Source organism: Pedococcus bigeumensis, assembly GCF_006438965.1.
In the GTDB taxonomy this organism is placed as follows: domain Bacteria; phylum Actinomycetota; class Actinomycetes; order Actinomycetales; family Dermatophilaceae; genus Pedococcus; species Pedococcus bigeumensis_A.
Window position 1 is genome coordinate 493,258 of record NZ_RCZM01000003.1, and the last position, 26,134, is coordinate 519,391.

A 26,134-nucleotide genomic window follows, 5' to 3' on the forward strand; every position below is an offset into this window, starting at 1 on the left:
GAAGTTTCCCTTCCAACACGTGGGCTACTTTTTCTCGCGCCAGACGCGTTCGAAGGGCAGCCGCCAGGCGTGCGGGGCGATGAGCTGGTGGATCGCGTTCGGGCCCCAGCTGCCGACCGGGTAGGGCTTGGCCTCGGGCGGCTCCTCGAGCAGCGCCTGCGACCGCTCCCACAGCGACTCGATGCCCTCCGCTGTCGTGAACAGCGTGTGGTCGCCACGCATCGCGTCGAGGATGAGCCGCTCGTAGGCCTCGAGGACGTCACCGGCGCGTTCGGTCTCACGCGTCGAGAACTGCATCGACAGCTTCTCCAGCCGCATGCCCGGCCCGGGCCGCTTGCCGTAGAACGACAGCGACACCTTTGACTCGTCAGCGAGGTCGAAGGTGAGGTGGTCCGGCCCGGCCGACCCCACGCCCGAGTTGGCCGGGAACATCGACCGCGGGGCCTCCTTGAAGGCGATCGAGATGATGCGGGCGCCCTCGGCCAGCTTCTTGCCAGTGCGCAGGTAGAACGGCACGCCGGCCCAGCGCCAGTTGTCCAGGCCGACCTTGAGCGCGATGAACGTCTCGGTGTCGGAGTCCGGCGCCACGCCATCCAGTCCGGTGTAGCCCGCGAACTGGCCGCGCACCACGTCGGAGGGGTCGATCGGCAGCAGCGACCGGAAGACCTTGTTCTTCTCCTCGGAGATGGCCCGTGGCTCCAGGGCGGTCGGTGGCTCCATCGCGACGAAGGCGAGCACCTGGAACAGGTGGGTGACGACCATGTCCTTGTAGGCGCCGGTCGACTCGTAGAAGTTGGCCCGCTGGTCCAGACCGAGCGTCTCGGGGATGTCGATCTGGATGTGGTCGATGAAGTTGCGGTTCCAGATCGGCTCGAACAGCCCGTTGGCGAACCGGAAGGCCAGGATGTTCTGGGCCGCCTCCTTGCCGAGGAAGTGGTCGATCCGGAAGATCTGGCTCTCGTCGAACGTCTCGTGGACGGTGTTGTTGAGCGCGATTGCACTCGCGAGGTCGGTGCCGAACGGCTTCTCCATCACCACCCTCGACCTGGCCACGAGGTCGGCGTCGCGCAGCATCTTGATCACCGCGACGGCGGCCTTGGGCGGCACGGAGAGGTAGTGCAGCCGCAGGGCGTCGGGCCCGAGGGACTCCTCGGCGTTCTTGACCGCCGCGGCCAGGGGCTCCGGGCCGGCGGACTGCGGGACGTAGACGAGGTTGTCGTCGAACTTGTCCCACTGCTCCGCCGTCAGGGTGTGCGACCCGAACTCCTCGCACGCCTTGCGCGCGAACTCGCGGTACTCGGCGTCGGTCATCTCCTCCAGCGAGGTGCCGACGACCCGGATGGCGGGCGCCAGCTCCGATGCCGCGAGGTGCGCGAGACCGGGCAGCAGCTTGCGGCGGGCGAGGTCGCCGGTGGCGCCGAACAGCACGATGACGTGCGGATCTGCCTTCTCCAGCGCGGTGCGTGAGCTGCGTGCGTCAGCGGCTGGGTACGAGATCGTCTGGGCGCTGGGCGCGGTCTGTTCGGACACCTTGCCGATACTTCCACCGCGGGCGTGGCCGCGCACCCGGTTGTCCAGCGATTTGACGCAGGGGGTTAGGTGAGGCTTACCTTGGTCCCAATAACGCACCGTCGGTATGCCGGAAATCAGGTCATCGTGCTCGTCAGCAATGCGCTCATCGGACTCCGTGAAGGGCTGGAGGCGGCCCTCGTCGTCGTCATCCTCGTCGCCTTCCTCGTCAAGACCGACCGCCGCTGGGCGCTCAGGGACGTCTGGACCGGCGTCGCGCTGGCGGTCCTCGTCTCCGTGGGCCTCGGCGCGCTGCTCACCTTCGGCACCCGCCAGCTGTCCTTCGAGACCCAGGAGCTGATCGGCGGGAGCGCCTCGATCCTCGCGGTCGGGTTCGTCACGGCCATGGTGTTCTGGATGCGGACCGCCGCCCGCACCATCTCGGGCGAGCTCAAGGGCAAGCTCGACCAGGCCCTGTCGGTCGGCGGGTGGGCGGTGGCCCTGGTCGGCTTCCTCGGGGTTGGCCGTGAAGGCCTCGAGACGGCGCTGTTCTTCTACGCCAGCGTGCAGACCGCCGGTACCGGTACCGCGCAGCCCCTGGTCGGCTTCCTGCTGGGCATCGCCGTGGCGATCGTCCTGGGGGTGCTGATCTACCGAGGCGCGGTGCGGATCAACCTCTGGGAGTTCTTCCGCTACACCGGGATCGCGCTCATCGTGGTCGCCGCCGGGATCCTGTCCTACGGCATCCACGACCTCCAGGAAGCCGCCTTCCTGCCGGGTCTGAACTCCCTCGCCTTCGACGTGAGCAACACCATCGCACCGGACTCCTGGTACGGCACCTTGCTCAAGGGCACGGTCAACTTCACCCCCAACACGACCTGGCTCCAGGCGATCGCCTGGAGCCTCTACCTCGTCGTGGTGATGACCTTCTTCGTACGGCCGGCGCGGACCGCACCCGCCCCCGCCAGCAACACCCCGGTCAGCAACACCCCGGCCGGCAACACCGCCGCACCTGTCGGCACCCCCCACTAGCCGTCCCGACGGCCCATCCACCAAGGAGCACCATGCGCATCGCCCCCGTCCCCGCCAGCCTCGGGGTAGCCATCCTCCTGGCGACCGCAGCCTGTGGCAGCTCCGACGAGACCACTGCCGCCAGTGGCAAGGGCCCGATCACGGTCGAGGCCACGGACACCTCCTGCACGGTCGACCGCAGCGAGGCAACCGCCGGGACCATCGAGTTCACGGTGAGGAACACCGGCTCCAAGGTCAACGAGTTCTATGTCTACGGCGAAGGCGACCAGATCATCGGCGAGGTCGAGAACATCACGCCCGGGCTGACCCGCAGCTTCCACGTCGAGGTCGCCAGCCCCGGCACCTACCAGATGGCGTGCAAGCCGGGCATGAAGGGCAAGGGGATCCGCGCCGACTTCACGGTCACCGGCGCGACGACCAGCCAGGCCCCTGACGCCGCGATGGCCGCGGCCGTGACGAGCTACCAGGCCTTCGTGTCGGCGCAGTCCGACGAGCTGCTCACCCGCACCACCGAGTTCGTGGCCCTCGTCAAGGCGGGCAAGGTCAAGGAGGCCAAGGCGGCCTTCCCCGTCGCCCGCGGCCCCTGGGAGCGGATCGAGCCGGTCGCGGAGTCGTTCGGCGACCTCGACCCGATGATCGACGGGCGTGAGGACGTGGTCGAGGAGGGGATGGAGTTCACCGGCTTCCACCGCCTCGAGAAGGATCTCTGGGACACCGGCCTGCAGTCCGACTCCGGCGCCATCGCGGACAAGCTGCTCGTGGACGTCAAGGAGATCGTGGTCCAGGGCCAGGCCGTCCAGCTCAACCCCCTGCAGCTCGCCAACGGCGCCAAGGGCCTGCTCGACGAGGTCGCGGTCGGCAAGATCACCGGCGAGGAGGACCGCTACAGCCACACCGACCTCTACGACTTCGACGAGAACGTCAAGGGCTCCAAGGCGGCCATCGACGCCCTCCGCCCGGTGCTCAAGGCCCGCGACGGCGCCCTGCTCACCAACATCGACGCCAGGTTCCAGACCCTCGACACCGAGCTGGACAAGTACCGCACCGACACCGGCTTCAAGCTCTACACCGAGCTGACCAAGGACCAGGTCAAGGCGCTGTCGGTCGCGGTCGACGCGGTCAGCGAGGACATCTCCAAGGTCGCCGGAGTGGTCGCCCAGTGACCGACCTCTCCCGTCGCCGGTTGCTGGGTGTTGGTGCCGGCGCGGCAGTCGTCGGTGCGGTCGCCGGCGTCGGTGGTGCGTATGCCGCGCAGCAGGGTTCCGAGGGCAGCGACGGCTCTGCGACGGTCGGCCAGGCCGACGAGGCCGACGTCCCGTTCCGGGGTGCGCACCAGTCGGGGATCATCACGCCCGCCCAGGATCGAATGCACTTCGTCGCACTCGACGTGGTCACCGAGGACCGCGCAGCCGTCGCCGAGATGCTGAAGGCGTGGACACGTGCCGCCGAGCGGATGACCGTGGGCGCCGAGGCCGCTCCAGGCGGTGTCGTCGGCGGCGGTCCCTACCGCGCCCCCGAGGACACCGGTGAGGCCTACGACCTCGACGCGTCGGACCTCACGATCACCATCGGCTACGGACCCTCGTTGTTCGACGACCGGTTCGGTCTGGCCGACCGCAGACCTGCTGCGCTGCAGGACCTTCCGGGCTTCGTGGGCGACGACCTCGACCCGGGCCGCAGCGGTGGAGACCTCTGCATCCAAGCCTGCGCGAACGACCCGCAGGTGGCCGTGCACGCCGTCCGCAACCTCGTCCGGATGGGTTTCGGCGTGGTGTCAGTGCGGTGGAGCCAGCTCGGTTTCGGGCGGACCTCGTCGACCACCCGCGACCAGGTCACCCCGCGGAACATGTTCGGGTTCAAGGACGGCACCAACAACCTCAAGGCCGAGGACACCGCGGCGCTCTCCGAGCACGTCTGGGTCCAGCCCGCCGACGTCCCGGGCGACAGCGCCTGGATGGCCGGCGGTTCCTACCTCGTGGCCCGGCGGATCCGGATGCACATCGAGATCTGGGACCGGACCACGCTGCAGGAGCAGCAGGACATCATCGGGCGCGACAAGGGCGAAGGCGCCCCCCTCGGCCAGAAGGCCGAGTTCGACGCATTGGACTTCGCCACCAAGGGCGCCGACGGCAAGCCCGCGATCGCGGTCGACGCCCACGTGGCGCTCGCGCACGAGAGCCGGCTGAACGGCATACGGATCCTGCGTCGTGGCTACAACTTCACCGACGGCTCCGACGGACTCGGGCACCTCGACGCCGGCTTGTTCTTCATCGGGTTCATGCGGGACGCGCAGAAGCAGTTCGTGCCCATGCAGCGGGCGCTGGCCGCCAAGGACGGGCTCAACGAGTACATCGAGCACACCGGGTCAGCCGTCTTCGCCTGCCCGCCGGGGCTGGGCCCCGACGCGCACTGGGGTCAGGACCTCTTCAGCTGACCCGCTGCCGAGGCGAGCGACGGAGCAGGCCGCTCGGCGCGGGCGCGGTGGCGGTACCACTGGTAGGCGAGCACGGCGCAGACCACACCGTTGAACATTCCGGCGACCACGTCAGAGATGTGGTGCGCGCCGCGGTAGAGCCGGGCGATCCCCACGAGGAACGGGACGATCGCGCACAGGGTCATCAGCAGGCGCCGCAGCCACGCCCGTTCGATCCGGGCCGCCGCCATGAGCAGCAGCGAGAAGTACAGGGCCGTGGAGGCGCCGGTGTGTCCGCTGGGATAGCTCGACGTGGGAGGTGAGGCGTCCATGGGGATGGCCGGTGGCCGCTGCCGCCCGACCAGCAGGGTCAGGAACAGGAAGATCGTCGCCTGCAGCGAGATCGCGATGAGCGGGACGACGGCCCAGCGCCACTCGCGGGTGCGCCACCAGATGATCGCGACGGCGATGAGGCAGACACCGATGACGACCTCGGTGTTGCCGAACCGCGAGCACACCCAGCTGATCGGGTCCCAGAAGTCGGTCCGGTTGCGGTTGAACGCATCGGTGACCTTGTCCTCGGCATCGTCCAGCCTGTCGAGGGGACCGGTGATGAGCAGGCCGAAGCCGGCGAGCACCGCGAACAGGACTACGCCGGGTGCGACGGCCCTGGTGAGGAGGTCGCGGCCGTCTTGCCAATGAATCCGAGCCATGAGGAGAACGTAATGCCCACACCGAGCACATAGCCCGCCAACACGTCGGACGGGAAGTGCACACCGAGAAATACCCGGTCCAGGCCCACGACCAGCGCAAACACCACGGCCAGGGTCACGGCGACCCGGTGCCCCACCGTCGAGAGCAGCGGCCAGAGCAGGAAGACGACCACCGTCGTGACCACGGCGACGTTGAACGCGTGGCCCGACGGGAACGAGTACCCGGGCGAGTGCGAGATGGGGTCGTCGACGATCGGGCGGGCGCGTCCCACCAGCGACTTGGCGAGCAGCCCCACGTTCCAGGCGACCATCATCGTGACGAAGGCCCACAAGGCCCGAGCCCGCAGCCCCTTGGCCAGCCACGCCCACAGGACGGTCCCCGTCGCCAGCACGTAGAGGACGAACGGCTGGCTGACCGTCTGCAGGGCCAGCAGCGCGTCAACCGTGCCGTGTGCCCGGGTGAAGTCGGTGGCCGCCCGGATGAGGTCGTTGTCGAGCCGGATCATCGGGTCGAACTTCTGCCGCACGGCAAAGCCGAGCAGCAGCACCGGGACCACGAACAGCACCATGGCCGCGGCTCCGCGGGCCAACCGGGCGGCGCGCGACGTGCGAGGCGGTGCGGCGGTGCCGAAAGTCATCGGTCGAGCGATCCAACCCGGACGACGATGGCGCCGGGCACGACCTCGGCGGAGATGGCCCGGGCCTTGCCCAGGGTGTCTCCGTCGATCTGGACTTCCTGCGGACGGTCGGCCCGGACCTGGACCGACGGCGTCGTGTAGTGGTCCACGATCTGGTGCCCCTTGCGCTTCTTGGATGCCAGTCGGGCGGCCACGGCGGCCCACCCCACCACGCCCTTGGGCGAGAGGATCACCATGTCGAGCTGGCCGTCGTCCAGCTCGGCCTCAGGCATCAGCACCAGACCGCCCAGCAGCTTGCCGCAGTTGCCGATGACCACGGTCCGCGCGCGACGGCTGAACTCCTCCTGGTCCTCGACCTTGATCCGGACCTTGAACTGCGGCCCGCGCAGGTTGCGGGTGCCCGAGACGACGTATGCCGCGGGGCCCACCTTGGCCTTGAGCCCTTCGGGCGCGTCGGCCATGATCTTGGCGTCGAAGCCGAGCCCGGCCATGACGAGGAAGACGTGGGTGGCGGGGCGGTCGTCCTCGCCAGAGGTGTCCATCGTGAGCCGGCCGACGTCGACCCGCTTGTTCTTGCCGGTCAGCGCGATCCGCAGGGCGTCGTCGAGGTCGTCGACGGGAAGGTCGAGGTTGCGGGCCAGCAGGTTGCCGGTGCCGCCGGGCAGCAGCCCTATCGGGGTCTCGCTGCCGACCATCGCCTCGGCCACCGCGCGGACCGTCCCGTCACCGCCGAGCGGGCAGACCAGGTCGACGCCCTTGTCCAGCGCCTCCTTGGCCTGACCGGTGCCGGGGTCGCGTTCGGTCGTCAGGATGAACAGCGGCTCGGCCCAGCCGTGGTTGATCGACTGCAGGGTGATCTGCCGGCGCACCGCGGCGACGTCGTCGAACTTCGTGGGGTTGACGATGATCGCGGCACGGCGGGTGGGGGATTCGGACACGGTGCCCTCCGGGCGGAAGTCGTTGCGGTGGGGGCGGCGCCCCCACCGACGGCCACGGTGGGCACCACCGGCACCAGGTCCGCGCATCCCGGCCCACCCGGCGATGCCGAGGGCAAGCAGGATGACGAGGACGATCGCCCCGAGGGCGATCCAGCCGGAATGTTCGCGAAGCACGGGCCGACGCTACCCCACCGTAGGGGTGGCATCGGTACAGGTCAGAGGGCTCCACGAGCGCTCGCACCGGGTCGGGCGACCGCTCGCGAGGTCGGCCGATCAGAGCGTCGTCGCGCGGATCGGCAGGATTCCCGCGACGGATGGCGAAGGTCGGGTTCGTCTGGGCGCTGCCGCGCCCTACCGTGGTCGTCATGGGAAACCTCGACACGGACTCGAGCGGCCAGATCGTCCCTGACACGAAGGACTGGACGTGGACCCTCCAGCGGCCTTGTCCTGACTGCGGATTCGAAGCCGGGTCCGTTGCCCGGGGCGACATCGCGCCGTTGACCCTGACGTTGACCGCCCCGTGGACAGCCGCCCTGGCGCGCGGGTCCGCTCGCGAGCGGCCCGCTCCGGCCGTCTGGTCACCGCTGGAGTACGCCTGCCACGTGCGGGACGTCTGCCGGATCTTCACGGGTCGGATCAGGCTGATGCTCGAGCAGGACGGCCCGCAGTTCGCCAACTGGGACCAGGACGAGACGGCGGTGGCCGATCGCTACGGAGAGCAGGACCCGGCAGTCGTCAGCGGTGAGCTGCAGGAGGCCGCAGCCGTCGTCGCGGCTGCCTTCGCGTCGGTGCGCGACGACCAGTGGGACCGCACCGGGCTGCGCAGCGACGGGTCCGAGTTCACGGCGCTGACCCTGGGGCAGTACTTCCTGCACGACCTTGCCCACCACCTGGTCGACGTCGGCGCCTGAGCGTCCCGGGTCAGGCCTTCTGGGGGTGCCCTGTCAGGGCGGCCGCGCCGCCCATCGCGAGGAAGATGCTGCCTGACACGTACTTCTGCCGCTCCACCGCGCGCGGGTGCCGGGCCAGCCACTGGCCGATCGAGCCGGCGCTCAGCGCATAGATGCTGTCGAAGACCGCTCCGATCACGACGAAGATCGCCCCGAGGACGAGCACCTGGGACCAGATCGGGCCGGACTCGCGGTGCAGGAACTGCGGGAAGAAGGCGACGAAGAAGACCGCCGTCTTCGGGTTGGAGATGCCGACGAGGAAGGCGTCACCGAAGGCTCGGCGCGAGTTGGTGATCGGGGCCCGGTCGAGGGTGAAGTGCCCCTTGCTGCGGAACTCGCGGATGGCGAGCCAGACCAGGTAGGCCGCGCCGGCGTACTTCACGACGGAGAACGCGATGACCGACGAGCTGATCACGGCCGACAGCCCGAACGCGGTGGCCACCACCATCACGGCCGTCGCCGTCTCGATCCCGGCCATCGACGCAACCGCCAGCCGGCGGCTGCCCTGGCCGATCCCGCGCGAGATGAGGAACAGCATCGCCGGACCGGGCAGCAGGATGAGGGCGGTCGCGGCCAGGGCGAACGACGCGAGGGTGGGCGTGGACGGCATACCCGCAAGGATCGCTCCCGGCACCCGCCGAGGGCAACGCGATATCCCTCCTTGCTCAGACGGCGAGGTGCTTGCGGGTCAGGGCGGCGGCCTGCTCGACGACCTCGATGCCCTGCCCCTGGGAGGAGTACTTCTGGCTGAGGATGGCCAGCCGCAGGTCGACCGACGGGCCCTTGATCCGGCCGATGCTGTTGATGATCCAGCGCTGGCCGATCGTCGAGCGCCGGAGCCAGCCGTTCTTGAGGCAGACCTCCTCGCCGTGGTGCGCGGCCGCGCTGATGCCCCACTTCTGCTCCGGGACGACGTCCTCCATGAGCTCGAGCAGCACCTCGGCCGACCGCGCGGTCAGCGGCGATGACTTCGTCCCCGCCGTGTCCAGTGCGGTGACGAACCGCAGCTGGTCCCGGGCGGTGGTGCGGGTCAGGCCCCAGCTGTAGTCGAACGCCTGGGTGGCCTTCATCCCGAACCGTCGGTTGGCTCGGTCCATGCCGTCGTCCAGGCCGATCTCGCGGAACAGGGTCCACGCCGACTCGTGGTCGCTCAGCCGGATCATCTGGCTGGCGACGGCGAGCTGGCGGGAGGAGATGCGGTCACCGCGGTCCTGCAGCTGGAGGAGCAAGGTGGCCAGGATGTTGGCCTTGGCGATGCTCGCCGTCTCGATGGTCGTGTCGGCGCCCCAGGCGAAGGAGCGCCGGGACCCGGTCTCGCTGGCCGCGACGCCGAGGTCGACGCCGTAGCGGCGGGACAACGCCGACAGCTCGTCGCGGAGTGCCTCGAGGGTGGCCGGCGGCCGGGCGGCCGTGGTCTTCGCCGTCGGCGCCGGGACCGGCGTGGTCGTAGTGGTCGACGGGGTTGCAGTCGTGGTGGCCGAGGTCGTGTCGCTGGTCAAGGTCGCGGAGAGCGTGGTGCTCGCCGGTTCCGCGACTGCGGGATCCTCGGCGCACGCGGCTGCGCCGCCGAGCGGCGCCAGCAGCAGGACGTGGCGCCGCGTGAGCATGGACGCATTCTGACGTGAAGGGGCGTGGGTGCACAGGCTTCGCGCAAAAGCGGTTTAGGTATGCCGGCATTGCGGTCACGGTGACCCGGCCGCGGACCGCGCCCCGCGGCATACAGCCGGTCCGTGGTGGCCGGTGTGCCTCGATAGGCTTGCCCGGTGATCGACATCAAGCTCCTGCGTGAGGACCCGGATCGCGTCCGCGCCAGCCAGCGCGCCCGCGGTGAGGACGAGGGGATCGTCGACGCGATCCTCGCCGCCGAGCAGACGCACCGCTCCTCGCTGACCGAGTTCGAACAGCTGCGCGCCCAGCAGAAGTCGATGGGCAAGCAGGTCGCGCAGGCCCAGGGTGACGAGAAGCAGGCGCTGCTCACGCAGACCAAGGAGATCTCGGCACGGGTCAAGTCGCTGCAGACCGACGCCGATGCCGCGCAGGTGCTGCTCGGCGACCTGATCCGGCAGATCGGCAACATCGTCGAGGACGGTGTCCCGGTGGGCGGCGAGGACGACTACACCGTGCTCGAGACGGTCGGGTCGGTGCCGGAGTTCGACTTCGAGCCCCAGGACCACCTCGCACTCGGAGAGTCGCTCGCGGCCATCGACATGGAGCGTGGCGCCAAGGTCGGCGGCTCGCGGTTCTACTTCCTCACGGGCGTCGGCGCGCGGCTCGAGCTGGCGCTGCTCAACATGGGCATCGCCCAGGCCGTCGAGCACGGGTTCACCCCGATGATCACGCCGACGCTGGTCAAAGCCGACGTGATGGCGGGCGCCGGGTTCATCGACAAGCACGGCGACGAGGTCTACCGGCTCGACGCCGATGACCTCTACCTCACCGGCACCTCCGAGGTCGCGCTCGCCGGCTACCACGCCGACGAGATCCTCGACCTGTCCGACGGCCCGAAGCGGTATGCCGGCTGGTCGGCCTGCTACCGCCGCGAGGCCGGGTCGCACGGCAAGGACACCCGTGGCATCATCCGCGTGCACCAGTTCCACAAGGTCGAGATGTTCACCTACTGCCGCATCGAGGACGCGGCTGCCGAGCACCAGCGCTTGCTGGGCTGGGAGAAGGAGATGCTCGCCAAGATCGAGGTGCCCTACCGCGTCATCGACACGGCGGCCGGCGACCTCGGCGGTCCGGCGGCGCGCAAGTTCGACTGCGAGGCGTGGGTGCCGACCCAGGGGCGCTACCGCGAGCTGACCTCGACCTCGAACTGCACGACCTACCAGGCCCGACGCCTCAACATCCGCGAGCGCAACCCCGACGGCTCGGGCACCCGCGCCGTCGCCACGCTCAACGGCACGCTGGCCACGACCCGGTGGCTGGTCGCGATCCTCGAGAACCACCAGCAGGCCGACGGGTCGGTCGTGGTCCCCAGGGCGCTGCAGCCGTTCCTCGGCCTCGAGGTGCTCAAGCCGGTCTGACGATCCGCTGCAGGCGGCCCACTTGGGGCGCGGGTCGCGACCTCGGCGGGTAGCGTCGGCGACGTGACCGACCGCCAGCTGCCCAAGTGGAGCGAGCTCAAGCCCCTCCTGCACCCGAAGCCGGTGGTGCTCAACGGCACCGACCGCAGGCTGGGCAACGCCGTCACCATCGCCGACCTGCGCAGCATCGCGCGACGGCGCACTCCGCGCTCGGTGTTCGACTACACCGACGGGGCGGCGGAAGAGGAGCTGAGCCTGTCGCGGGCCAGGCAGACCTTCCGCGACCTGACCTTCAACCCGGGCATCCTGCGCGGAGTCGGCACCGTGGACACCACGACGACCGTGCTGGGGCAGCCGTCGGCGCAGCCCTTCGGCTTCGGCCCGACCGGCTTCACCCGGATGATGCACGCCGACGGCGAGGCCGCGGTGGCGCGGGTCGCCGGGAAGATGGACATCCCCTACGGACTTTCGACCCTCGGGACGACCAACATCGAGGACCTCGCCACTGCGGCGCCGGGCACCCGCAAGTGGTTCCAGCTCTACGTCTGGCGTGACCACGGACCGGCCGAGGACCTGATGAGGCGGGCCAAGGAGCAGGGCTTCGAGGCACTGATGCTGACCGTCGACTGTCCCGTCGGCGGTAGCCGGTACCGCGACATCCGCAACGGCTTCGCCATCCCCCCAGCCCTGTCGGTCAAGACCGTCCTCGACGGTGCCATGCACCCGAACTGGTGGGTCAACTTCCTCACCACGCCGCCGTTGGAGTTCGCCTCGCTCGACTCCTGGGGCGGCACCGTCGGAGAGATGATGAACGCCCTGTTCGACCCGACGATGTCGCTGGACGACCTGGACTGGGTGCGCCGCACCTGGGACGGCCCGCTCATCGTCAAGGGCATCCAGACCGTCGAGGACGCCAGGGCTGTGGTCGACCACGGAGCCGACGCCGTCCTGCTGTCCAACCACGGTGGTCGCCAGCTCGACCGGTCGCCGGTGCCCCTGCGGCTCGTCCCCGAGGTCCGGGACGCCCTCGGCCCCGACGCCGAGATCATGGTGGACACCGGCGTGATGTCCGGATCCGACGTGGTGGCGGCGATCGCCCTGGGCGCGAGCTCGGTGCTGGTCGGTCGCGCCTATCTCTACGGGCTGATGGCAGGCGGTGAGCGTGGCGTCCAGCGTGCCGCGGACATCCTCGCGACCGAGGTGAAGCGCACCATGGCCCTCCTCGGTGCGCGCCGGATCGCGGACCTCGGTCCGCAGCACGTCCGCCTTCCGTAGGCTCGCCGCATGCGCATTCCCCACCTCGTCGCGCTCGACCTCGACGGCACGACGATCAACCACGCCGGCGAGCTGTCACCGGTGGTGCGCGACGCCGTGCACGCGGTCCTGGCGGCCGGCCACCACGTCATCATCGCCACCGGACGCTCGATCGTGGCGACGACGACCATCCTCTCCGAGCTGGGCATCGAGACCGGGTATGCCGTGTGCTCCAACGGCGCGGTCACGCTCGAGCTGGACCCGTTGGAGGCCAACGGTTTCCGGATCATCGAGGCCGTCACCTTCGATCCCGGTCCTGCCCTGAACCTGCTGCGCGCGGAATGGCCGGACGCCGTCGTGGCGGTGGAGGAGCTCGGCGTCGGGTTCAAGCTCAGCGCGCCGTTCCCCGATGGTGAGCTCCAGGGCGAGCTGCGCGTCGTGGACTGGGAGGAGCTGGTCTCCGAGCCGGTCACCCGCGTGACCTTCCGCGCGCCCGGTGGCACCGCCGAGGACTTCCTGGCCCTGACCGAACGCATCGGCCTGCACGGCGTCAACTACGCCGTCGGGTTCAGCGCCTGGCTCGACCTCAACCCCGAAGGCGTCTCCAAGGGCTCGGCCCTGGAGATCCTGCGCCGACGGCTGGAGATCGACCCGCAGTACACGGTGGCCGTCGGTGACCAGCGCAACGACGTGGAGATGCTGCACTGGGCCGCCCGTGGGGTCGCGATGGGCAACGCCCCCGACTCGGTCAAGGAGATCGCCAACGAGGTCACCCTCGACGTCGACGACGACGGCCTGGTGCCCATCCTGCGCTCGCTGCTCTAGAGGCGTTGGTTGGCCCCCAGATGGACGCGGTGGCCGGTCATCCAGCTCTGGCCGCGCTCGGTGACCAGGTAGCGGAAGACCAGGCGCATCATCGCCTCCATGGGGACCCGTCCGATCCGGCCCGGGATCTTGGAACTGCTCGACCGGGCGCCGACGGCGACGATCCGCTCGACGCGCGCGCGGCGAGCGGACTCGAAGGCCGCGAAGGCACCCGCCTCCGAGTCGGAGTCGCGCAACGACGCCGCCATGACGACCGCATCCTCGAGGGCCATCGAGGCACCCTGCCCTGAGCTCGGCGACGGAGCGTGCAGCGCGTCGCCGAGGATGGCGAGCCGCCCGCGGTGCCAGACGGGCACGTGCGGCAGGTCGTAGGTGTTGTCACCGGCCAGTTCGAGCTCACCGGACTCGATGAGCGCGCGGGCCGGACCGGCATCGACGCTCGCGAGCTCGGCGAGGTGCTGCTGCCACTGGTCGAGGCTGGTGGACGCCCGCCGCTCAGTGGTGATCTCCGGTTCGGGCACGTTGACGAACCACACCACGTCCCCGTCCGGGGTTGGGTGGGCGCCGAAGAAGGACCGTCGCCCGAAGATGAACGACCACGACTCCTCCGGAAGCTCCGCAGCCAGGGCGGTGTCGCGGGTGATTCCGCCGAAGTTGGTGAGGCCGACGAAGCGGGGGGTCGGGGCGTCGGCGTCGATCGCCCGACGGACTTTGGAGTGGACGCCGTCGGCACCGATGACCAGGTCCGCGGTCAGCTCACTGCCGTCGGCCAGCTGCACGCTGGCGTGGTCCCGGTCCGTGCGGGCCGAGACGACTTTGGCGTCCTCGCGCACCTCGATGCCCCGGGCCCGTGCCTCCGCGGTCAGCAGCCAGCCGAGGTGCGAACGCTTCATGGTGAGGGCCTGGGTGCCGTCGGCGAGCGGTGTCCCGGCGGTGAGCGTGCCCAGCCGGCGACCGGTCGCGCCGAACATCACGTGGCTGCGGGTGCTGGTGCCGACACTGTGGGCGAGGTCGAGGGCGCCGATGGCGTCCAGGGCGGACAGGCCGTTGGGGGCCAGGCCGAGGTAGGACCCGGCGTCCCGGTCGATGTGGGCGCGGGACTCGAGGACGACCGCCTCGATCCCCACCTGGTGCAGGGCCATGGCGGTGGCCGGTCCGGCGATGCCTCCTCCGACGACGAGTGCCTTCACGGTGCTAACCTTTCTTACGACAATCGGATAGTTCGATAATCGAAAGGATTGCACGCGTGGCACGGACCCGTCAAGCGGCCATCGAGGAGGCCGGGAGGGCGATGCAGCGCTATCAGCGCAGCGTCCAGTCCTTCGACGACGCCGTCGGACGGGCCCTCGGCCTCGGGCCGGCGGACATGCGTTGCCTCGACATCCTCAGCGAGGGACCCCGGACGGCCGGCGAGCTGAGCGCGGCGACCGGGCTACGTCCGGCGGCCACCACGGCGCTGATCGACCGGCTCGTCGTGAAGGGTTTCGTGGTGCGCCGGCCGAGCGAGTCGGACCGGCGCCAGGTCCTCGTGGCCATGACGGAGGAGGGTGCGCGACGGACCTGGGACGCGTACGGCCCCATGGTCACCGAGGGTCAGCAGGCCTTCGAGTCGTTCACCATCGCGGAGCTGGACCGGATGCGCGACCTCCTCGACGGCGTCACCGAGCTGACCGACCGGCACCGCGCGCGGGTGGACGTCGAGACGCGGTCGGCCGCGCCGCGGCATACCTCCTAGCGGGACAGCAGGACTAGCGGGACTGGAGGGCGTCGAGGGCGACGGCCATGCCGAGGCCCACGCGCCAGTCGAGCTGCCAGCCGTTGCTCGCCTGGGGCATGTGGATGTCGTAGCGGTCGCGCAGCGAACGCTTGCGCTCCGAGGAGAGCACGAGGCTCCCGTCCGGGGCGTTGAAGTCGAAGTGGAAGATGAAGGGCAGCGGGATGTCGCCGACGACCGGCAGCAGGTCCCAGACGCGGCGCAGGATCGCGATGTTCTTGTTGCGCTCGGTCCCGAAGGCCTGCAGCCCGTCCGGGGTGCCGATGTGCCACGACGAGCGCAGCAGCGACTTGCCGAAGTCCTTGCGGAACCAGCCGATCGGGTTCCCCGCGGCATCGAGCACGTCATAGGTCGCGCCCAGGTCCATCCGGGTTCGGGCCTTGAACGAGAACACCGGCTGGGTGCGGGCCTCGTCGGAGTAGAAGGTCACCTGCTCCTTGAACGCCATCCGCTTCTGCTGGGCGACCGCGATGACCGGCCCCTCGGCGCCCGACGCGTCGACCGCCCGGATCTCGTAGCGGTTGACCATCATCGTGATCTTCTGGCTGAGCGAGAAACGCTCGTTGACGGCAGGCTGGCTCATGGCGACAGTGTGCCCGACCGCGCAGCCGCTGCTGACCGAACCCCTGGGAAAGTCGATAGCCTCGGCGCATGGGGGACCCTCCCGAGCCGGGCGCCGTCTCGGCCCGGTCGGCCGAGCGGATGAAGTTCTTCACCGACGCCGTCGTGGCGATCGCGATGACGCTGCTCATCCTGCCGCTCATGGAGAGCGTGGCCGAGGCCGGCCGCGATGGCGTGACCACGTCCGGCTACCTGTCCGAGCACGGTGGGCAGCTCTTCAGCTTCGCGCTGAGCTTCGTCATCATCGCGAGCTTCTGGGCCGGCCACCACAGCCTCTTCGAACACGTCGAGCGCTACTCGGTCCGGCTCGTCTGGCTGAACATCGCCTGGATGTTCACCATCGTCTGGCTACCGGTCCCGACCGCCATGGTCGGCAGCATGGCGGAGGACGGTCCGCAGAAGGCCGTCTACATCGAAACCCTGATGGTCTCCAGTGCGGTCATGGTCGTCATCAACCTGCTCCTCCTGCGCAGCCCGGACCTCTGGGTGGCCGACTACCCGCCCAGCGGGGGTGACCTCACGGCCGCGATCGTCCTCACGCTCCTCTTCGGTGCGCCCTGGTGCTCGCGCTGGTTGTCCCGGGGGCCGGGTACTACCCGATGTTCGTGCTGTTCCTGACCGGTCCGCTCCAGGCCCTGCTGTCCCGTCGGCTGAAGCACCGGCGGGCACAGCGCGCCGATGGCTGAGCGGTCGCGCGACGCGGCGGTTCGCGAGCAGTACCTCGCTTTTGCCCGGGGTCAGGCGGCAGGGGTCTCGCCGAGCTACGAGGCGCTCGCGCTCGCCGTGGCTGAGGACACCTCGGTGAGCGCGCTGCTCGCGGGGCTGCCTCGTGGCAAGCAGCAGCCGAACCTGCTCTTCGGGGTCGCCCGTCACCTGGGCGGCCCCGTGTCCTCTCCGGTCGAGTTCTGCGCGTGGGTGGTGGAGCAGTGGGAGGACGTGCGTCCCGAGCTCCTGGCGCGGACCACGCAGACCAACGAAGCCGGCCGCTGCGCAACCCTGCTCCCCGTCCTCGCCGGTATGCCGGGTCCGCTGGCCCTGCTCGAAGTCGGCGCCTCCGCGGGGTTGTGCCTCTACCCCGACCGGTATCGGTACGACTACGGACGAGGGGTGGTCGGGGACGACGACGGCCCGGTGCTCGACTGTGCCTGGCGGCGTCCAGAGCCGCCGCCGAGCGCGCTGCCCGAGGTGGTCTGGCGCGCCGGCCTCGACCTCAACCCGCTCGACGTCACCGACGAGGACGACCTGCACTGGCTGGAGTGCCTCATCTGGCCGGAGCAGGCGGTGCGGCGGGATCGACTGCGCCGGGCTGCCGCGGTCGCGCGGGCCGAGCCGCCCCTGCTCGTCATGGGCGACCTCGTCACCGACCTCCCCGGCCTGGCCGCGCGTGCACCCGCGGACGCGACCTTGGTCGTGTTCCACACCGCGGTGCTCGGCTATGTCGACCCGGACGGGCGGCGACGTTTTGCGGACGTGGTGCGGGAGCTGCCCGGCCACTGGATCGCCAACGAACACCCGTCGCTGCTGGAGGGCCTCGTGGTGGTTCCGCCCACCCGGCCACGCAGGGACGGGCCGGAGCCCTTCCTCACTGCGCTGGACGGCATACCCGTCGGCTGGTCCGGACCACATGGACAGTCCTGCGACTGACACCCGCCGCGACTGACAGACTGAGGCCGCCATGGCTGACCTGATCATCACCTCGCCGTCGAACCCGCGGCTGAAGTCGCTCGCCGGACTCCGGCGGCGCCGGACCCGCGAGGAGACCGGCCAGACCCTGATCGAGGGGTACGAGGAGCTGACCCTCGCGCTCGGCGCGGGTGTCCGGCCCGAGGCGCTCTACTACTGCCCCGAGCTGATGCTCGACGCCCCCACCCAGACCCGCGTCGTCGAGCAGGCACGGCGCGACGGGGTGGAGACGGTCCAGGTGTCGCGGACGGCGTTCGAGCGAGCCGCGTACCGCGAGGGGCCCGACGGTTTCATCGCGGTGGTTCCCTCGGTGGTGCGCGCGTGCGCCGAGCTGACCGTCGGCCCCAGCGCGCTCACCGTGCTCTGCCAGGCCGTCGAGAAGCCGGGCAACCTCGGGGCCATGCTCCGCACTGCCGACGCGGCCGGCGCCGAAGCGGTCGTCGCGGCCGACCCGGTGACCGACTGGGGCAACCCGAACCTCGTCCGGGCGTCGAAGGGCACCGTCTTCAGCGTGCCGGTCGCCAGCGACTCCACGGCGGACACGCTGGCCTGGCTCGACACCAACGGCATCGCGCTGATCGCCACGACCCCCGACACGGACCTGCTGCACACCGAGGTCGACTACACCGGTGCGGTGGCCATCGCCGTAGGGGCGGAGAAGTACGGCCTGACCGACGAAGTGCTCGACCACGCGGCCCACAAGGTGCGGATCCCCATGGTGGGGAAGGCGAACTCGCTCAATGTCGCGACCTCTGCCGCGATCGTGATCTACGAAGCGGTGCGACAGCGAGGCGCCTCGGGGACGCCCTCGCCCCACTGAGCACACCCGTGTCAAGAGCACCCCCTGACGTATGTCACGATGTCGGGTATGCGAGTTGACCACGTTTCGTATGCGGCAGAGCACGACGGACTGCAGGCGACCGCGGAACGCCTCGCCAAGCTGATCGGGGTCGACCCGGTCGATGGGGGAATCCACCCGCGGTTCGGTACGCGCAACGTGATCCTCCCGCTGGCGCATGAGCGTTACGTCGAGGTCGTCGAGGTCCTGGACCACCCAGCATCGGACAAGGCGCCCTTCGGGCAGGCCGTCCGGGCGCGTTCCGAGGTCGGGGGTGGCTGGCTCGGGTGGGTCGTCGCGGTCGACGACCTCGCCCCCTACGAGAAGCGCATCGGCCGCGAGGCCGTGGTGGGCAACCGGCACCGTCCCGACGGGGTGGAGCTTCGCTGGCGCCAGCTCGGGATCAAGGGCCTGATGTCCGACCCGCAGCTGCCCTACTTCGTCCAGTGGGAGGACGCCTCGCTGCACCCGTCGACGGCGGCCATGACCACGGTGACGATCGACAGCCTCCAGATCGCCGGCGACCCCGAGCGGGTGCGCGACTGGCTCGACCTTCCCGCCGACCAGACGTCGTCGGTCATCGACTTCACCTTCGTGGCTCCGCACGGCCATCCCGGTCTGCTGGCGGTCACCTTCGACACCCCCACGGGCAAGGTCGTTGTCTGACCTGAACTTCCTCGACGAACGCCCTGCCCGACCCCGGTCGCCGCGGGGCGTCGTCGCGTCCGGGACTGTTCAGGACGGTCGTGGTTGGGTCGCGGCTGGTCTGGGTCGCCGCCGTCCGGTCGGTTACTCGGGGGCGCTCCGGGCCACCTCGCGCACCATCACGCAGTTCCCCAGTCCCTTGGGCCGGTCGTAGGTGAAACCCTCGCGTTCGTACATCGTGCGGGTGCCGTTGTAGAGGAACGACGAGTTCTTCTTCCGGACCCCGCCGGTGTCGTGGGGGTACCCCTCGACCAGGCCGCCTCCGGCGTGCGCGATCAGCTCCACGGCTCCGCGCAGGGCGACCGCGGCCAGACCCTGACCGCGATGGCTGCGCTCGACCTGGATGCAGGTGACCCGGTAGTCGGGGAGCCGCTCGGTCGTGGCGAGGTACTGCTTGCGGTGGTGGATGTTGGGCAGCTCCTCGGGCGTGCCGTACTCCGCCCAGGCGATGGCGAGGTCGCCGTCGTAGACGAGCGCCGCGTGCGCGATCCCCTCGTCCACGCGGCGCTTCTTGAACGCCCGGTTGTCCTCCGCGGTGCTGTCCGGCTCCCGGTCCTCGGGGTGGAACCACGTGCACCAGCAGTTGGCGAACATGCCCTTGTTCCGCTCGACGAGAGCGGCGAAGTCGTCGAACGTCACCGGCGTGAGTGCCTTGATCGTGTGGTCGGACATGCGTGGCAACGTACCCGTGATCCCGGGCGCTCGGCATCCGGTGGGTTGCCGCTACGCCACCTCGGGCTCCGACCCGAAACGGCGAACCTCCTGTGGCCAACCGCAGCCCTCCGCGAGCTTGCCCGCCCACATCGTGGCGGTCTCGTCGTCAACGACGTCCACCACGGCGAACCCGCCGAGGAACTCCTTGGTCTCCACGTACGGTCCGTCGGTCACCAGCACGGCGCCGCTCGTCGCATCGGCGCTGTAGACCGGAGCGCCCTCCTCCAGACCGCCGGCGAAGACGTAGACCCCCGCGGCCTTCATCTCATCGATGACCGCTACGGACGTGGCCACGCGTCCGCGGAACCACTCCTCGCTGTGGTCGCCGACCCACTGCTGGTTGAAGTACAGGAGGTACTTGGGCATCGCTGCTCCTCATTCTCGTGACGGACCTCGTGGTCCGCGTTCACCTTCCCCACGAACGTCGACAAGCGAATCCGACACTTCCCGGGGAATGATGAAACCATGCCGGCGGTGAGCCCTGGGGATGTCCGGCAGGCGTACGCCGCGCTCACGCAGGCAGCCCGTCAGTCCCAGGTGCGGTAGCTGCTCGGGACCCGTTCGTCGTCCGCGTCGCGTGCCGGCCACGGATGGTCGTCCGATGCATGCGCGGTGTTGTCAGGCTGCTTGACGACGTGGAGCTGTGGCTTCCAGTGCGCGACCCTGTCTGGAAGGACCTCGATGTCGTTCCACCGGGCGCGTTCGCCACTCGGCGGTTGGTAGGCCGCCGCGCCGGGTGATGGCGGCGGGTCGCCGCCGGGCCGGGCAGCAAGCTCGGCAGCTGTCGGAGGTCGTACGGCCAGCCCGTAGCGGTTGGTGACGACCAGCCCGTCCGGTCGGGTGGGGTTGCCGGTGATGCGGAAGTCGCCGCGGTCGATGGCGTCGTGGTGGAACGGGCACAGGCTCACCTGGTTGTCGACGTCGGTCGCGCCGCCGGCCGCCCACTCGTGGAGGTGGTGGATCTCGACGAAACGGGTGGCCGTGCAGCCGGGGAAGCGACAGCCACGGTCACGGTCCTCAATCAGCCGACGAGAGCGGCGCGGGAGGATCCGCATCGACCGACCCACGCTGACCGGCCGTCCCTCGGTCTCCCAGACCGGCTGGACCATGCCGTCGGAGAGGAAGCGGTCGAGGAGTCGACGCGGGATCGCGCCACCGCCGTTGACCCAGGCGCCATCGGTTGAGAGGTGCAGGTAGACCCGGTAGTGGCTGGCCCGCCCGGTCGACGTCACGGACGAGAGGGACCGCTGGGCCAGCTCCTCGAGTGCTTCCGCGTAGGTCGGGCGCTCAGTCGCCGCGATGCCGTGCGTGACCCGGGGAGAGCCAGCCGAGTCGCCCTCACCTGAGGATGCTGCCAGGAACAGCGCGTCCTTGGCCTCCCTGAGCGCCTGCTCGACGAGCGCGCCGATCGGCGCGGGGGCGCTGTAACGCAGCTGGAACGGGCCGTCGTGGTCGTAGTGCATCGAGAGGTCAGGGCGGGCGCAGGCCCGGCGCTCGGACTCCTGCTGCCCGGGAAGCGCGGCAGCAGCCAGGTCCGGCGCGGGCGAGTCGGCCGTGCCGTCATCACCGGGCCCTTCGGCATCCGCCGCCGGTGCGGACGCGAAGGCGTGCCGACTCAGCGCGCGACGCAGCTGGGGCACGGTGGCGTGCTTGGCGAAGTCGGCCGCCGACTGCTGGTGGCTCGTCGGCGCATGGTGGGCCACGACGGCGGTCTGGTCGAGCGACAGGAGCCCGTCGCGCAGCGCCTCGGAAGCCGCCGTCAGCTCGTGCCGCCGCCTCGCGACCGCCACCACGTCTCGCGCGTGCGACGGTGACAGACCGGCACGCACGACGAAGTGTGCTCCGGCGAACGGAACGCGCCGTCACCCCAGTGCTTGCCGTGGATGACCTCTTCGGCCAGGTCGACGAGCTCACCGTGCACCCGGTTGAGCTGCCCCGCGACCTCGGCCGTGCGCGTCCAGAGGTCACGCTGGATCTCATCGCGCTGGGCGGCCAACGGGCTGATCGACATACGCCCATCGTACACCTGTTCGAATGAACAGGCCAGTGATCTACAGGGAAAAGCGCTGCTGTGCAACGGATTTGGCCATCAGCGAACAGCTCACGCGTCGCCGAAGAACTCCTGCACCAGCTTCTTCGGCGCCGAAACCGCCCACGCGTCGGTGATGACCTCCGCGAGCTCCGAGCGAGTCAGCCGACCGAGGTCGCGTTGGCGAAGCAACACCGCGTTGTAGCCGTCGAAGTGTGGCGTCGTGAACCACGGCCCGTCACCCTCGATGAGCGCTTCCTTGTCGCTCTGGTCGGGCACGCTGAAGATGATGACGTCCTGCATCCGCTCACCCGTGTCGGGATCGATGGCATCCGGCCGCGGCTCGCGGAAGTGCAGGAACGACTTCTTGCGCACCACGTATGCCGGGTTGCCCCACGACTTGCCCTCCTCCACCCCGGGGAGGGACAGCGCGATCTCAGCGAGGTCGGACAGCTTCGCCTTGCGTGCGGCCATGCTGGTGACGCTACGCCGACCGGCCGCCGCGCGCCTCCGCGTCAGGTACCAGCGCCTGGATCGACGGCAGTAGCGCGAGGCCGTTGACCACGACCGAGAACACCAGGAACGTCACGGCCCACCCGTGGTGCCCGGCACCCCACAAGCCGAGACTGGCCAGGCCGAAGACCAGCACCTTGGTCACCGGACGCACCACGGGACCACCCAGCGGCGCCTTGGGCGACGCGAATATCCACCAGACTGCGACAACCACCAGGGCCATCACGATCGCGAGCAGTACTCCACTCTCGTGGTTGCCCCACACGGCCGCCGCCGCCGCGGCCAGCAGCTCGTCGACGAACACCAGCGCCAAGACCAACCAACCCACTGCCACCATGCGCCAACTCTCGCACGGAGGCCCGGCCATACGACGCGATGCGGTCGCGCCGGGACCACGCGGCATACCGGTCAGTCGAGGTAGTCGACCAGCTCGGGAGCCGCGCCGATGTAGCTCTGAGGAGTCATCTCGGCCAGGCGCTTGGCGACGTCGTCCGGAAGGCCAAGGCCCGCAACGAACTCGCGCAGGTCGTCGCCGGTGATGCGACGTCCGCGGGTGAGCTCCTTGAGCCGCTCGTAGGGGTTCTCCATGCCGGCCACGCCCTGGGCGCCGAGGGCGCGCATCGCGGACTGGACCGGCTCGCCGAGGACCTCCCAGTTGGAGTCGAGGTCGGCGGCCATCGCGGCCGGGACGGCGTCGAGGCCGTCCAGTCCGCGCGCGGCGTTGTCGATGGCCAACAGGGAGTGGCCGAACGCCACGCCGATGTTGCGCTGCATCGAGGAGTCGGTGAGGTCGCGCTGGAGCCGGCTGTTGACCAGGGTCGACGAGAGCACGTCGAAGAGCGCGTTGCTGACCTCGAGGTTGGCCTCGGCGTTCTCGAACCGGATCGGGTTGACCTTGTGCGGCATCGTGCTCGACCCGACGGTGCCCTGGCCACGGACCTGTGCAAAGTAGCCGAGCGAGATGTAGGTCCACACGTCGGTGCAGAGGTTGTGCAGGATCCGGTTGAACCGCGCGATGTCGGCGTAGAGCTCGGCCTGCCAGTCGTGTGACTCGATCTGGGTGGTGAGCGGGTTCCACTGCAGTCCAAGGGATTCCACGAACTCGCGACTCAGCGCGGGCCAGTCGGCACCGGGCACGGCCGCGAGGTGGGCGCCGTAGGTCCCGGTCGCGCCGTTGAGCTTGCCGAGGAACTCGGCCGCCCCGATCCGGCGCAGCTGGCGGCTGAGCCGGTGGGCCAGGACCGCGAGCTCCTTGCCCATCGTCGTCGGCGTCGCGGGCTGGCCGTGGGTGTGCGCCAGCAGCGGCACGTCGCGCAGGTCGGACGCCATCGTGGCCACCGACTCCACCAACGCGGCGGCGCGCGGCAGCCAGACGTCGGTGACCGAACCCTTGACCATGAGGGCGTAGGACAGGTTGTTGATGTCCTCGCTGGTGCAGCAGAAGTGGATCAGCTCGGCGAGCCCTCGGTCCTCGTCGCCGGGGGCGATCGCGGTGAGGCGTCGCTTGAGGAAGTACTCGACCGCCTTCACGTCGTGCTGCGTCTCGCCCTCGATCTGCGCGAGCTCGGCGATCTCGTCGGCACCGAAGTCCTCGACGACCTGGCGCAGCTGCTGCTGCTCACCCTCGGCGAGGGCGCGGACGCCTGGCACCACCTGGTGGGTGGTGAGGAAGATCAGCCACTCGACCTCGACCCGCACCCGCTCCCGGTTCAGCGCCGGTTCGGAGAGGTGGTCGACGAGGGGCGCCACCACACCGCGGTAGCGGCCGTCGAGGGCGCCCAGCGCGATAGGAGGGGTCGCGTCAGCAAGCGAAGCCATGAGCCACAGTCTCCCAGAGTGCGCGGCCACCTCCGGACACCGGTATGCCGGGCGCCTGCCGCCCTGACGCGCGGCCCCGACGGCGGTGAGCCGAGTTGGCATGACCTGGCCTGACGCGCCCGCGCGCGAGTCAGGCACGCGGCATACCGTGAGCAGCATGCGATACACCACGCTCGGCTCAAGCGGCACCGTCGTCTCCACCCAGTGCCTCGGCACGATGACGTTCGGCGCGGAGGCCGACGAGGCGACGTCCGGCGCGATCATCGAGGCGTTCGTCGAGGCCGGCGGCACGTTCGTAGACACGGCAGACGTCTACTCCAAGGGCGTCTCCGAGGAGATCATCGGCCGGTGGCTCAAGGCCCACCCGGCGGACGCGCGGGACCTGGTGATCGCCACCAAAGGCCGCTTCGCGATGGGGGACGGAGCCAACGACCTCGGGCTCTCGCGCCGCCACCTGCGGCGCGCCCTCGACGACTCGTTGCGGCGCCTCGGCGTCGAGCACATCGACCTCTACCAGATGCATGCCTGGGACGCCGTGACCCCGCTGGAGGAGACGCTGCGGTTCCTCGACGACGCCGTCACCGCCGGGAAGATCTCGTACTACGGCTTCTCGAACTACCTCGGCTGGCAGGTCACCAAGGCGGTCCACACGGCTCGCGAGCACGGCTGGTCTGCGCCGGTGACCCTGCAGCCGCAGTACAACCTGCTGGTCCGCGACATCGAGCACGAGGTGGTCCCGGCCTGCCTCGACGGTGGGCTGGGGCTGCTCCCGTGGTCGCCACTTGCGGGTGGGTGGCTGACCGGCAAGTACCAGCGCGACACCACGCCGACCGGGGAGTCGAGGCTCGGTGAGGACCCCGAGCGGGGCATGGAGGCGTGGGAGCCGCGCAACCGGCAGGAGCGCACCTGGGGCGTCATCGACGCGGTGGGTGAGGTCGCCGTGCAGGCTGGGGTCACGTCCGCCCAGGTCGCGCTGGCCTGGGTCGGTGCTCAGCCCGCCGTCACGTCGGTGATCCTCGGCGCCCGCAACGTGGAGCAGCTCGCCGACAACCTCGCGGCCGCGGACCTCGACCTCACGGCTGATCAGCTCGACCGGTTGAGCGTAGTGAGCGCACCTCGGATGGACGACTACCCCTATGGGACCGCCGGTGTGGGCCAACGGCACCGGGACCTGGACCCCTCGTCGACCGACTGAGTCGCCGGAGCCCCGCCCCGCCCGTCAGCCCGGCGAGGGCGCAGCGAGCAGAGCCTCCACGCGGTCGAAGGGCTCCTGGTCGCGGTAGCTCGCTCGTGCCGCCCGGCACAGGTCCAGGGCGGTCGCACCGTCGCCGTCGATGCCGAGCGGATCAGCCCCGAGCGCGAGCAGGTGGGCGACCGCGCGGTCCCGCCCACCCTCGGCGGCGAGGCGCAGCGGGTGGCGGCCCCAGACCGCGTCAGCCTCGTCCAGAGCCGTGCCGGCAGCGACCAGGACGTCGATCACGTCGAGCCGCTGGTGGTCGGCCGCCATGGCGAGCGCGCGCAGGCGAGCCTGCTCGTCGGCGTCCTCCACGAAGCCGGTGACCTCCCCAGCGGCTGCTGCCTCCTCGATCGACGCCGGAGTCGCACCGGCCGCCACCAACACGTCGACGACGGCGGTCATGCCGAACACGGCGGCGTGGAGCAGGGCGGTCGCATCGGGCACACCTCCCGAGGAGGACGTCGAGTGGGCGTCGAGGTCGGCTCCCGAGGCCACGAGCTCCTCGGCCACGGCGGCGTCGCCGTAGCTGGCCGCCGTGATCAGCGGTGTCTCGGAGTCGCCGGCCTCGCCGTCGACCGGAGCTCCCGCCTCGAGCAGCGCCCGCGCGAGCTCTCGTGTCCCCGCCACGTCACCCCACACGCCCGTGGCGGTGTCGTACCGACGCATCGCGACGTACCCCAGCGGAGAAGCGCCGCGCGGGTGCCCGGGCAAAGGTCCCATTGGTGTGGCGGCTCGACCGGGTTCGGCGGCCAGCAGGTCGCGCAACGCCTGCGCGTCCCCGCTCTCAAGGACGACGAGCAGGCGCTGGTCGGACGGTGCGTCCTGAGGGGCCACCAGCGGAACGTATCCCGCTACGACCCCCCGGGGCCAGAGCCGCGCTGCCCGTGCGTCACTGGAAAAGTGC

Annotated in this window: 29 protein-coding genes; 13 read left to right on the forward strand and 16 right to left on the reverse strand. The window is 70.1% G+C overall.

Features of this window, described 5'->3' with window-relative positions:
• Window positions 1-24: 24 nt before the first annotated feature.
• The gene (gene zwf / locus EAH86_RS10785; protein WP_194150773.1) at window positions 25-1,530 is read right to left on the reverse strand and encodes a glucose-6-phosphate dehydrogenase; all 1,506 of its coding nucleotides are present in this window, start codon (window positions 1,528-1,530) and stop codon (window positions 25-27) included.
• A 126-nt stretch (window positions 1,531-1,656) separates the two neighbouring features.
• On the opposite strand from zwf, the gene efeU reads away from it, so the two are divergent.
• The 3 genes from efeU to efeB are packed head-to-tail and all read left to right on the forward strand — an operon-like array spanning window position 1,657 to window position 4,975.
• Window positions 1,657-2,541, forward strand: a complete 885-nt coding sequence (gene efeU, locus EAH86_RS10790) for an iron uptake transporter permease EfeU (protein WP_140740802.1) — start codon at window positions 1,657-1,659, stop codon at window positions 2,539-2,541.
• A gap of 32 nt (window positions 2,542-2,573) precedes the next feature.
• Window positions 2,574-3,704 carry an iron uptake system protein EfeO gene (gene efeO / locus EAH86_RS10795; RefSeq protein ID WP_140740343.1) on the forward strand — a complete coding sequence of 377 codons (1,131 nt, stop codon included), beginning with the start codon at window positions 2,574-2,576 and terminating at the stop codon, window positions 3,702-3,704.
• Window positions 3,701-4,975 (forward strand): iron uptake transporter deferrochelatase/peroxidase subunit, encoded by a 1,275-nt coding sequence (gene efeB / locus EAH86_RS10800; protein ID WP_140740346.1) that lies wholly within the window; start codon window positions 3,701-3,703, stop codon window positions 4,973-4,975. Before efeO ends, efeB begins: the two co-directional genes overlap by 4 nt.
• Here efeB and EAH86_RS10805 read toward each other — a convergent pair.
• From EAH86_RS10805 to EAH86_RS10815, 3 genes are read right to left on the reverse strand one after another with little or no spacing between them, the layout of a single operon-like run.
• A complete protein-coding gene (locus tag EAH86_RS10805) occupies window positions 4,957-5,667 on the reverse strand; it encodes a phosphatase PAP2 family protein (RefSeq protein WP_140740349.1) in 711 nt (236 codons plus the stop codon). The genes efeB and EAH86_RS10805 overlap by 19 nt on opposite strands.
• Window positions 5,604-6,305, reverse strand: a complete 702-nt coding sequence (locus EAH86_RS10810; RefSeq protein WP_140740352.1) for a phosphatase PAP2 family protein — start codon at window positions 6,303-6,305, stop codon at window positions 5,604-5,606. The genes EAH86_RS10805 and EAH86_RS10810 overlap by 64 nt, the downstream gene beginning before the upstream one ends.
• Complete coding sequence (locus EAH86_RS10815; RefSeq protein WP_241668319.1) at window positions 6,302-7,417, reverse strand: diacylglycerol/lipid kinase family protein; 1,116 nt, start codon at window positions 7,415-7,417, stop codon at window positions 6,302-6,304. Before EAH86_RS10815 ends, EAH86_RS10810 begins: the two co-directional genes overlap by 4 nt.
• 191 nt (window positions 7,418-7,608) lie before the next feature.
• On the opposite strand from EAH86_RS10815, the gene EAH86_RS10820 reads away from it, so the two are divergent.
• Window positions 7,609-8,154: a DinB family protein gene (locus EAH86_RS10820; protein WP_140740355.1), complete on the forward strand. Its 546-nt coding sequence runs from the start codon at window positions 7,609-7,611 to the stop codon at window positions 8,152-8,154.
• Between the two features lie 10 nt (window positions 8,155-8,164).
• Here EAH86_RS10820 and EAH86_RS10825 read toward each other — a convergent pair whose 3' ends face one another.
• Window positions 8,165-8,803, reverse strand: coding sequence for a LysE family translocator (locus EAH86_RS10825; protein ID WP_140740357.1), 639 nt, complete (start codon window positions 8,801-8,803; stop codon window positions 8,165-8,167).
• A gap of 55 nt (window positions 8,804-8,858) precedes the next feature.
• A complete protein-coding gene (locus EAH86_RS10830; RefSeq protein ID WP_140740360.1) occupies window positions 8,859-9,800 on the reverse strand; it encodes a hypothetical protein in 942 nt (313 codons plus the stop codon).
• Between the two features lie 156 nt (window positions 9,801-9,956).
• On the opposite strand from EAH86_RS10830, the gene serS reads away from it, so the two are divergent.
• The 3 genes from serS (at window position 9,957) to EAH86_RS10845 (ending at window position 13,298) form a co-directional block, all read left to right on the forward strand.
• Window positions 9,957-11,219 (forward strand): serine--tRNA ligase, encoded by a 1,263-nt coding sequence (serS, locus tag EAH86_RS10835; RefSeq protein WP_140740363.1) that lies wholly within the window; start codon window positions 9,957-9,959, stop codon window positions 11,217-11,219.
• A gap of 63 nt (window positions 11,220-11,282) precedes the next feature.
• A complete protein-coding gene (locus tag EAH86_RS10840; RefSeq protein WP_140740366.1) occupies window positions 11,283-12,494 on the forward strand; it encodes an alpha-hydroxy acid oxidase in 1,212 nt (403 codons plus the stop codon).
• Window positions 12,495-12,503: 9 nt separating this feature from the next.
• On the forward strand, window positions 12,504-13,298 hold the full coding sequence (locus EAH86_RS10845) for an HAD family hydrolase (RefSeq protein WP_140740368.1): 795 nt from the start codon (window positions 12,504-12,506) through the stop codon (window positions 13,296-13,298).
• On the opposite strand, the gene EAH86_RS10850 is transcribed toward EAH86_RS10845, so the two are convergent.
• Window positions 13,295-14,488 (reverse strand): FAD-dependent oxidoreductase, encoded by a 1,194-nt coding sequence (locus EAH86_RS10850; RefSeq protein ID WP_140740371.1) that lies wholly within the window; start codon window positions 14,486-14,488, stop codon window positions 13,295-13,297. The genes EAH86_RS10845 and EAH86_RS10850 overlap by 4 nt on opposite strands.
• A 56-nt stretch (window positions 14,489-14,544) precedes the next feature.
• Here EAH86_RS10850 and EAH86_RS10855 point away from each other — a divergent pair, with 56 nt between their 5' ends.
• Window positions 14,545-15,033, forward strand: coding sequence for a MarR family winged helix-turn-helix transcriptional regulator (locus EAH86_RS10855; protein WP_140740374.1), 489 nt, complete (start codon window positions 14,545-14,547; stop codon window positions 15,031-15,033).
• A gap of 13 nt (window positions 15,034-15,046) precedes the next feature.
• Here EAH86_RS10855 and EAH86_RS10860 read toward each other — a convergent pair whose 3' ends face one another.
• Window positions 15,047-15,655, reverse strand: a complete 609-nt coding sequence (locus tag EAH86_RS10860; RefSeq protein ID WP_140740377.1) for a hypothetical protein — start codon at window positions 15,653-15,655, stop codon at window positions 15,047-15,049.
• A 68-nt stretch (window positions 15,656-15,723) separates the two neighbouring features.
• Here EAH86_RS10860 and EAH86_RS10865 point away from each other — a divergent pair, with 68 nt between their 5' ends.
• The 4 genes from EAH86_RS10865 to EAH86_RS10880 are packed head-to-tail and all read left to right on the forward strand — an operon-like array spanning window position 15,724 to window position 18,880.
• Entirely contained in the window at window positions 15,724-16,311 is a 588-nt protein-coding gene (locus tag EAH86_RS10865) for a TMEM175 family protein (protein ID WP_140740380.1), read from the forward strand.
• Window positions 16,312-16,371: 60 nt separating this feature from the next.
• Window positions 16,372-17,337 (forward strand): DUF2332 domain-containing protein, encoded by a 966-nt coding sequence (locus EAH86_RS10870; protein WP_140740388.1) that lies wholly within the window; start codon window positions 16,372-16,374, stop codon window positions 17,335-17,337.
• A gap of 31 nt (window positions 17,338-17,368) precedes the next feature.
• Complete coding sequence (locus EAH86_RS10875) at window positions 17,369-18,196, forward strand: TrmH family RNA methyltransferase (RefSeq protein ID WP_140740390.1); 828 nt, start codon at window positions 17,369-17,371, stop codon at window positions 18,194-18,196.
• 48 nt (window positions 18,197-18,244) lie between these two features.
• Entirely contained in the window at window positions 18,245-18,880 is a 636-nt protein-coding gene (locus EAH86_RS10880) for a VOC family protein (protein WP_140740392.1), read from the forward strand.
• Between the two features lie 123 nt (window positions 18,881-19,003).
• On the opposite strand, the gene EAH86_RS10885 is transcribed toward EAH86_RS10880, so the two are convergent.
• The 7 genes from EAH86_RS10885 to purB all read right to left on the reverse strand — a co-directional run bounded on the left by EAH86_RS10885 (window position 19,004) and on the right by purB (window position 23,993).
• The gene (locus EAH86_RS10885) at window positions 19,004-19,591 is read right to left on the reverse strand and encodes a GNAT family N-acetyltransferase (RefSeq protein WP_140740394.1); all 588 of its coding nucleotides are present in this window, start codon (window positions 19,589-19,591) and stop codon (window positions 19,004-19,006) included.
• Between the two features lie 51 nt (window positions 19,592-19,642).
• Window positions 19,643-19,999, reverse strand: a complete 357-nt coding sequence (locus EAH86_RS10890; RefSeq protein WP_140740396.1) for a YciI family protein — start codon at window positions 19,997-19,999, stop codon at window positions 19,643-19,645.
• Window positions 20,000-20,160: 161 nt separating this feature from the next.
• Window positions 20,161-21,426: a DUF222 domain-containing protein gene (locus tag EAH86_RS10895; protein ID WP_161988629.1), complete on the reverse strand. Its 1,266-nt coding sequence runs from the start codon at window positions 21,424-21,426 to the stop codon at window positions 20,161-20,163.
• Window positions 21,393-21,644 carry a hypothetical protein gene (locus tag EAH86_RS10900; protein WP_140740400.1) on the reverse strand — a complete coding sequence of 84 codons (252 nt, stop codon included), beginning with the start codon at window positions 21,642-21,644 and terminating at the stop codon, window positions 21,393-21,395. The genes EAH86_RS10895 and EAH86_RS10900 overlap by 34 nt, the downstream gene beginning before the upstream one ends.
• Window positions 21,645-21,734: 90 nt before the next feature.
• Window positions 21,735-22,136: an MmcQ/YjbR family DNA-binding protein gene (locus EAH86_RS10905; RefSeq protein ID WP_140740401.1), complete on the reverse strand. Its 402-nt coding sequence runs from the start codon at window positions 22,134-22,136 to the stop codon at window positions 21,735-21,737.
• Between the two features lie 10 nt (window positions 22,137-22,146).
• Window positions 22,147-22,512: a DUF2568 domain-containing protein gene (locus tag EAH86_RS10910; protein WP_161988630.1), complete on the reverse strand. Its 366-nt coding sequence runs from the start codon at window positions 22,510-22,512 to the stop codon at window positions 22,147-22,149.
• Between the two features lie 71 nt (window positions 22,513-22,583).
• Window positions 22,584-23,993 carry an adenylosuccinate lyase gene (purB, locus tag EAH86_RS10915; RefSeq protein ID WP_140740405.1) on the reverse strand — a complete coding sequence of 470 codons (1,410 nt, stop codon included), beginning with the start codon at window positions 23,991-23,993 and terminating at the stop codon, window positions 22,584-22,586.
• Window positions 23,994-24,150: 157 nt separating this feature from the next.
• Between purB and EAH86_RS10920 the strand changes: the two genes are divergently transcribed.
• The gene (locus EAH86_RS10920) at window positions 24,151-25,188 is read left to right on the forward strand and encodes an aldo/keto reductase (protein ID WP_140740408.1); all 1,038 of its coding nucleotides are present in this window, start codon (window positions 24,151-24,153) and stop codon (window positions 25,186-25,188) included.
• Between the two features lie 24 nt (window positions 25,189-25,212).
• Here EAH86_RS10920 and EAH86_RS10925 read toward each other — a convergent pair whose 3' ends face one another.
• A complete protein-coding gene (locus EAH86_RS10925; protein ID WP_140740411.1) occupies window positions 25,213-26,064 on the reverse strand; it encodes an ankyrin repeat domain-containing protein in 852 nt (283 codons plus the stop codon).
• Window positions 26,065-26,134: the final 70 nt, after the last annotated feature.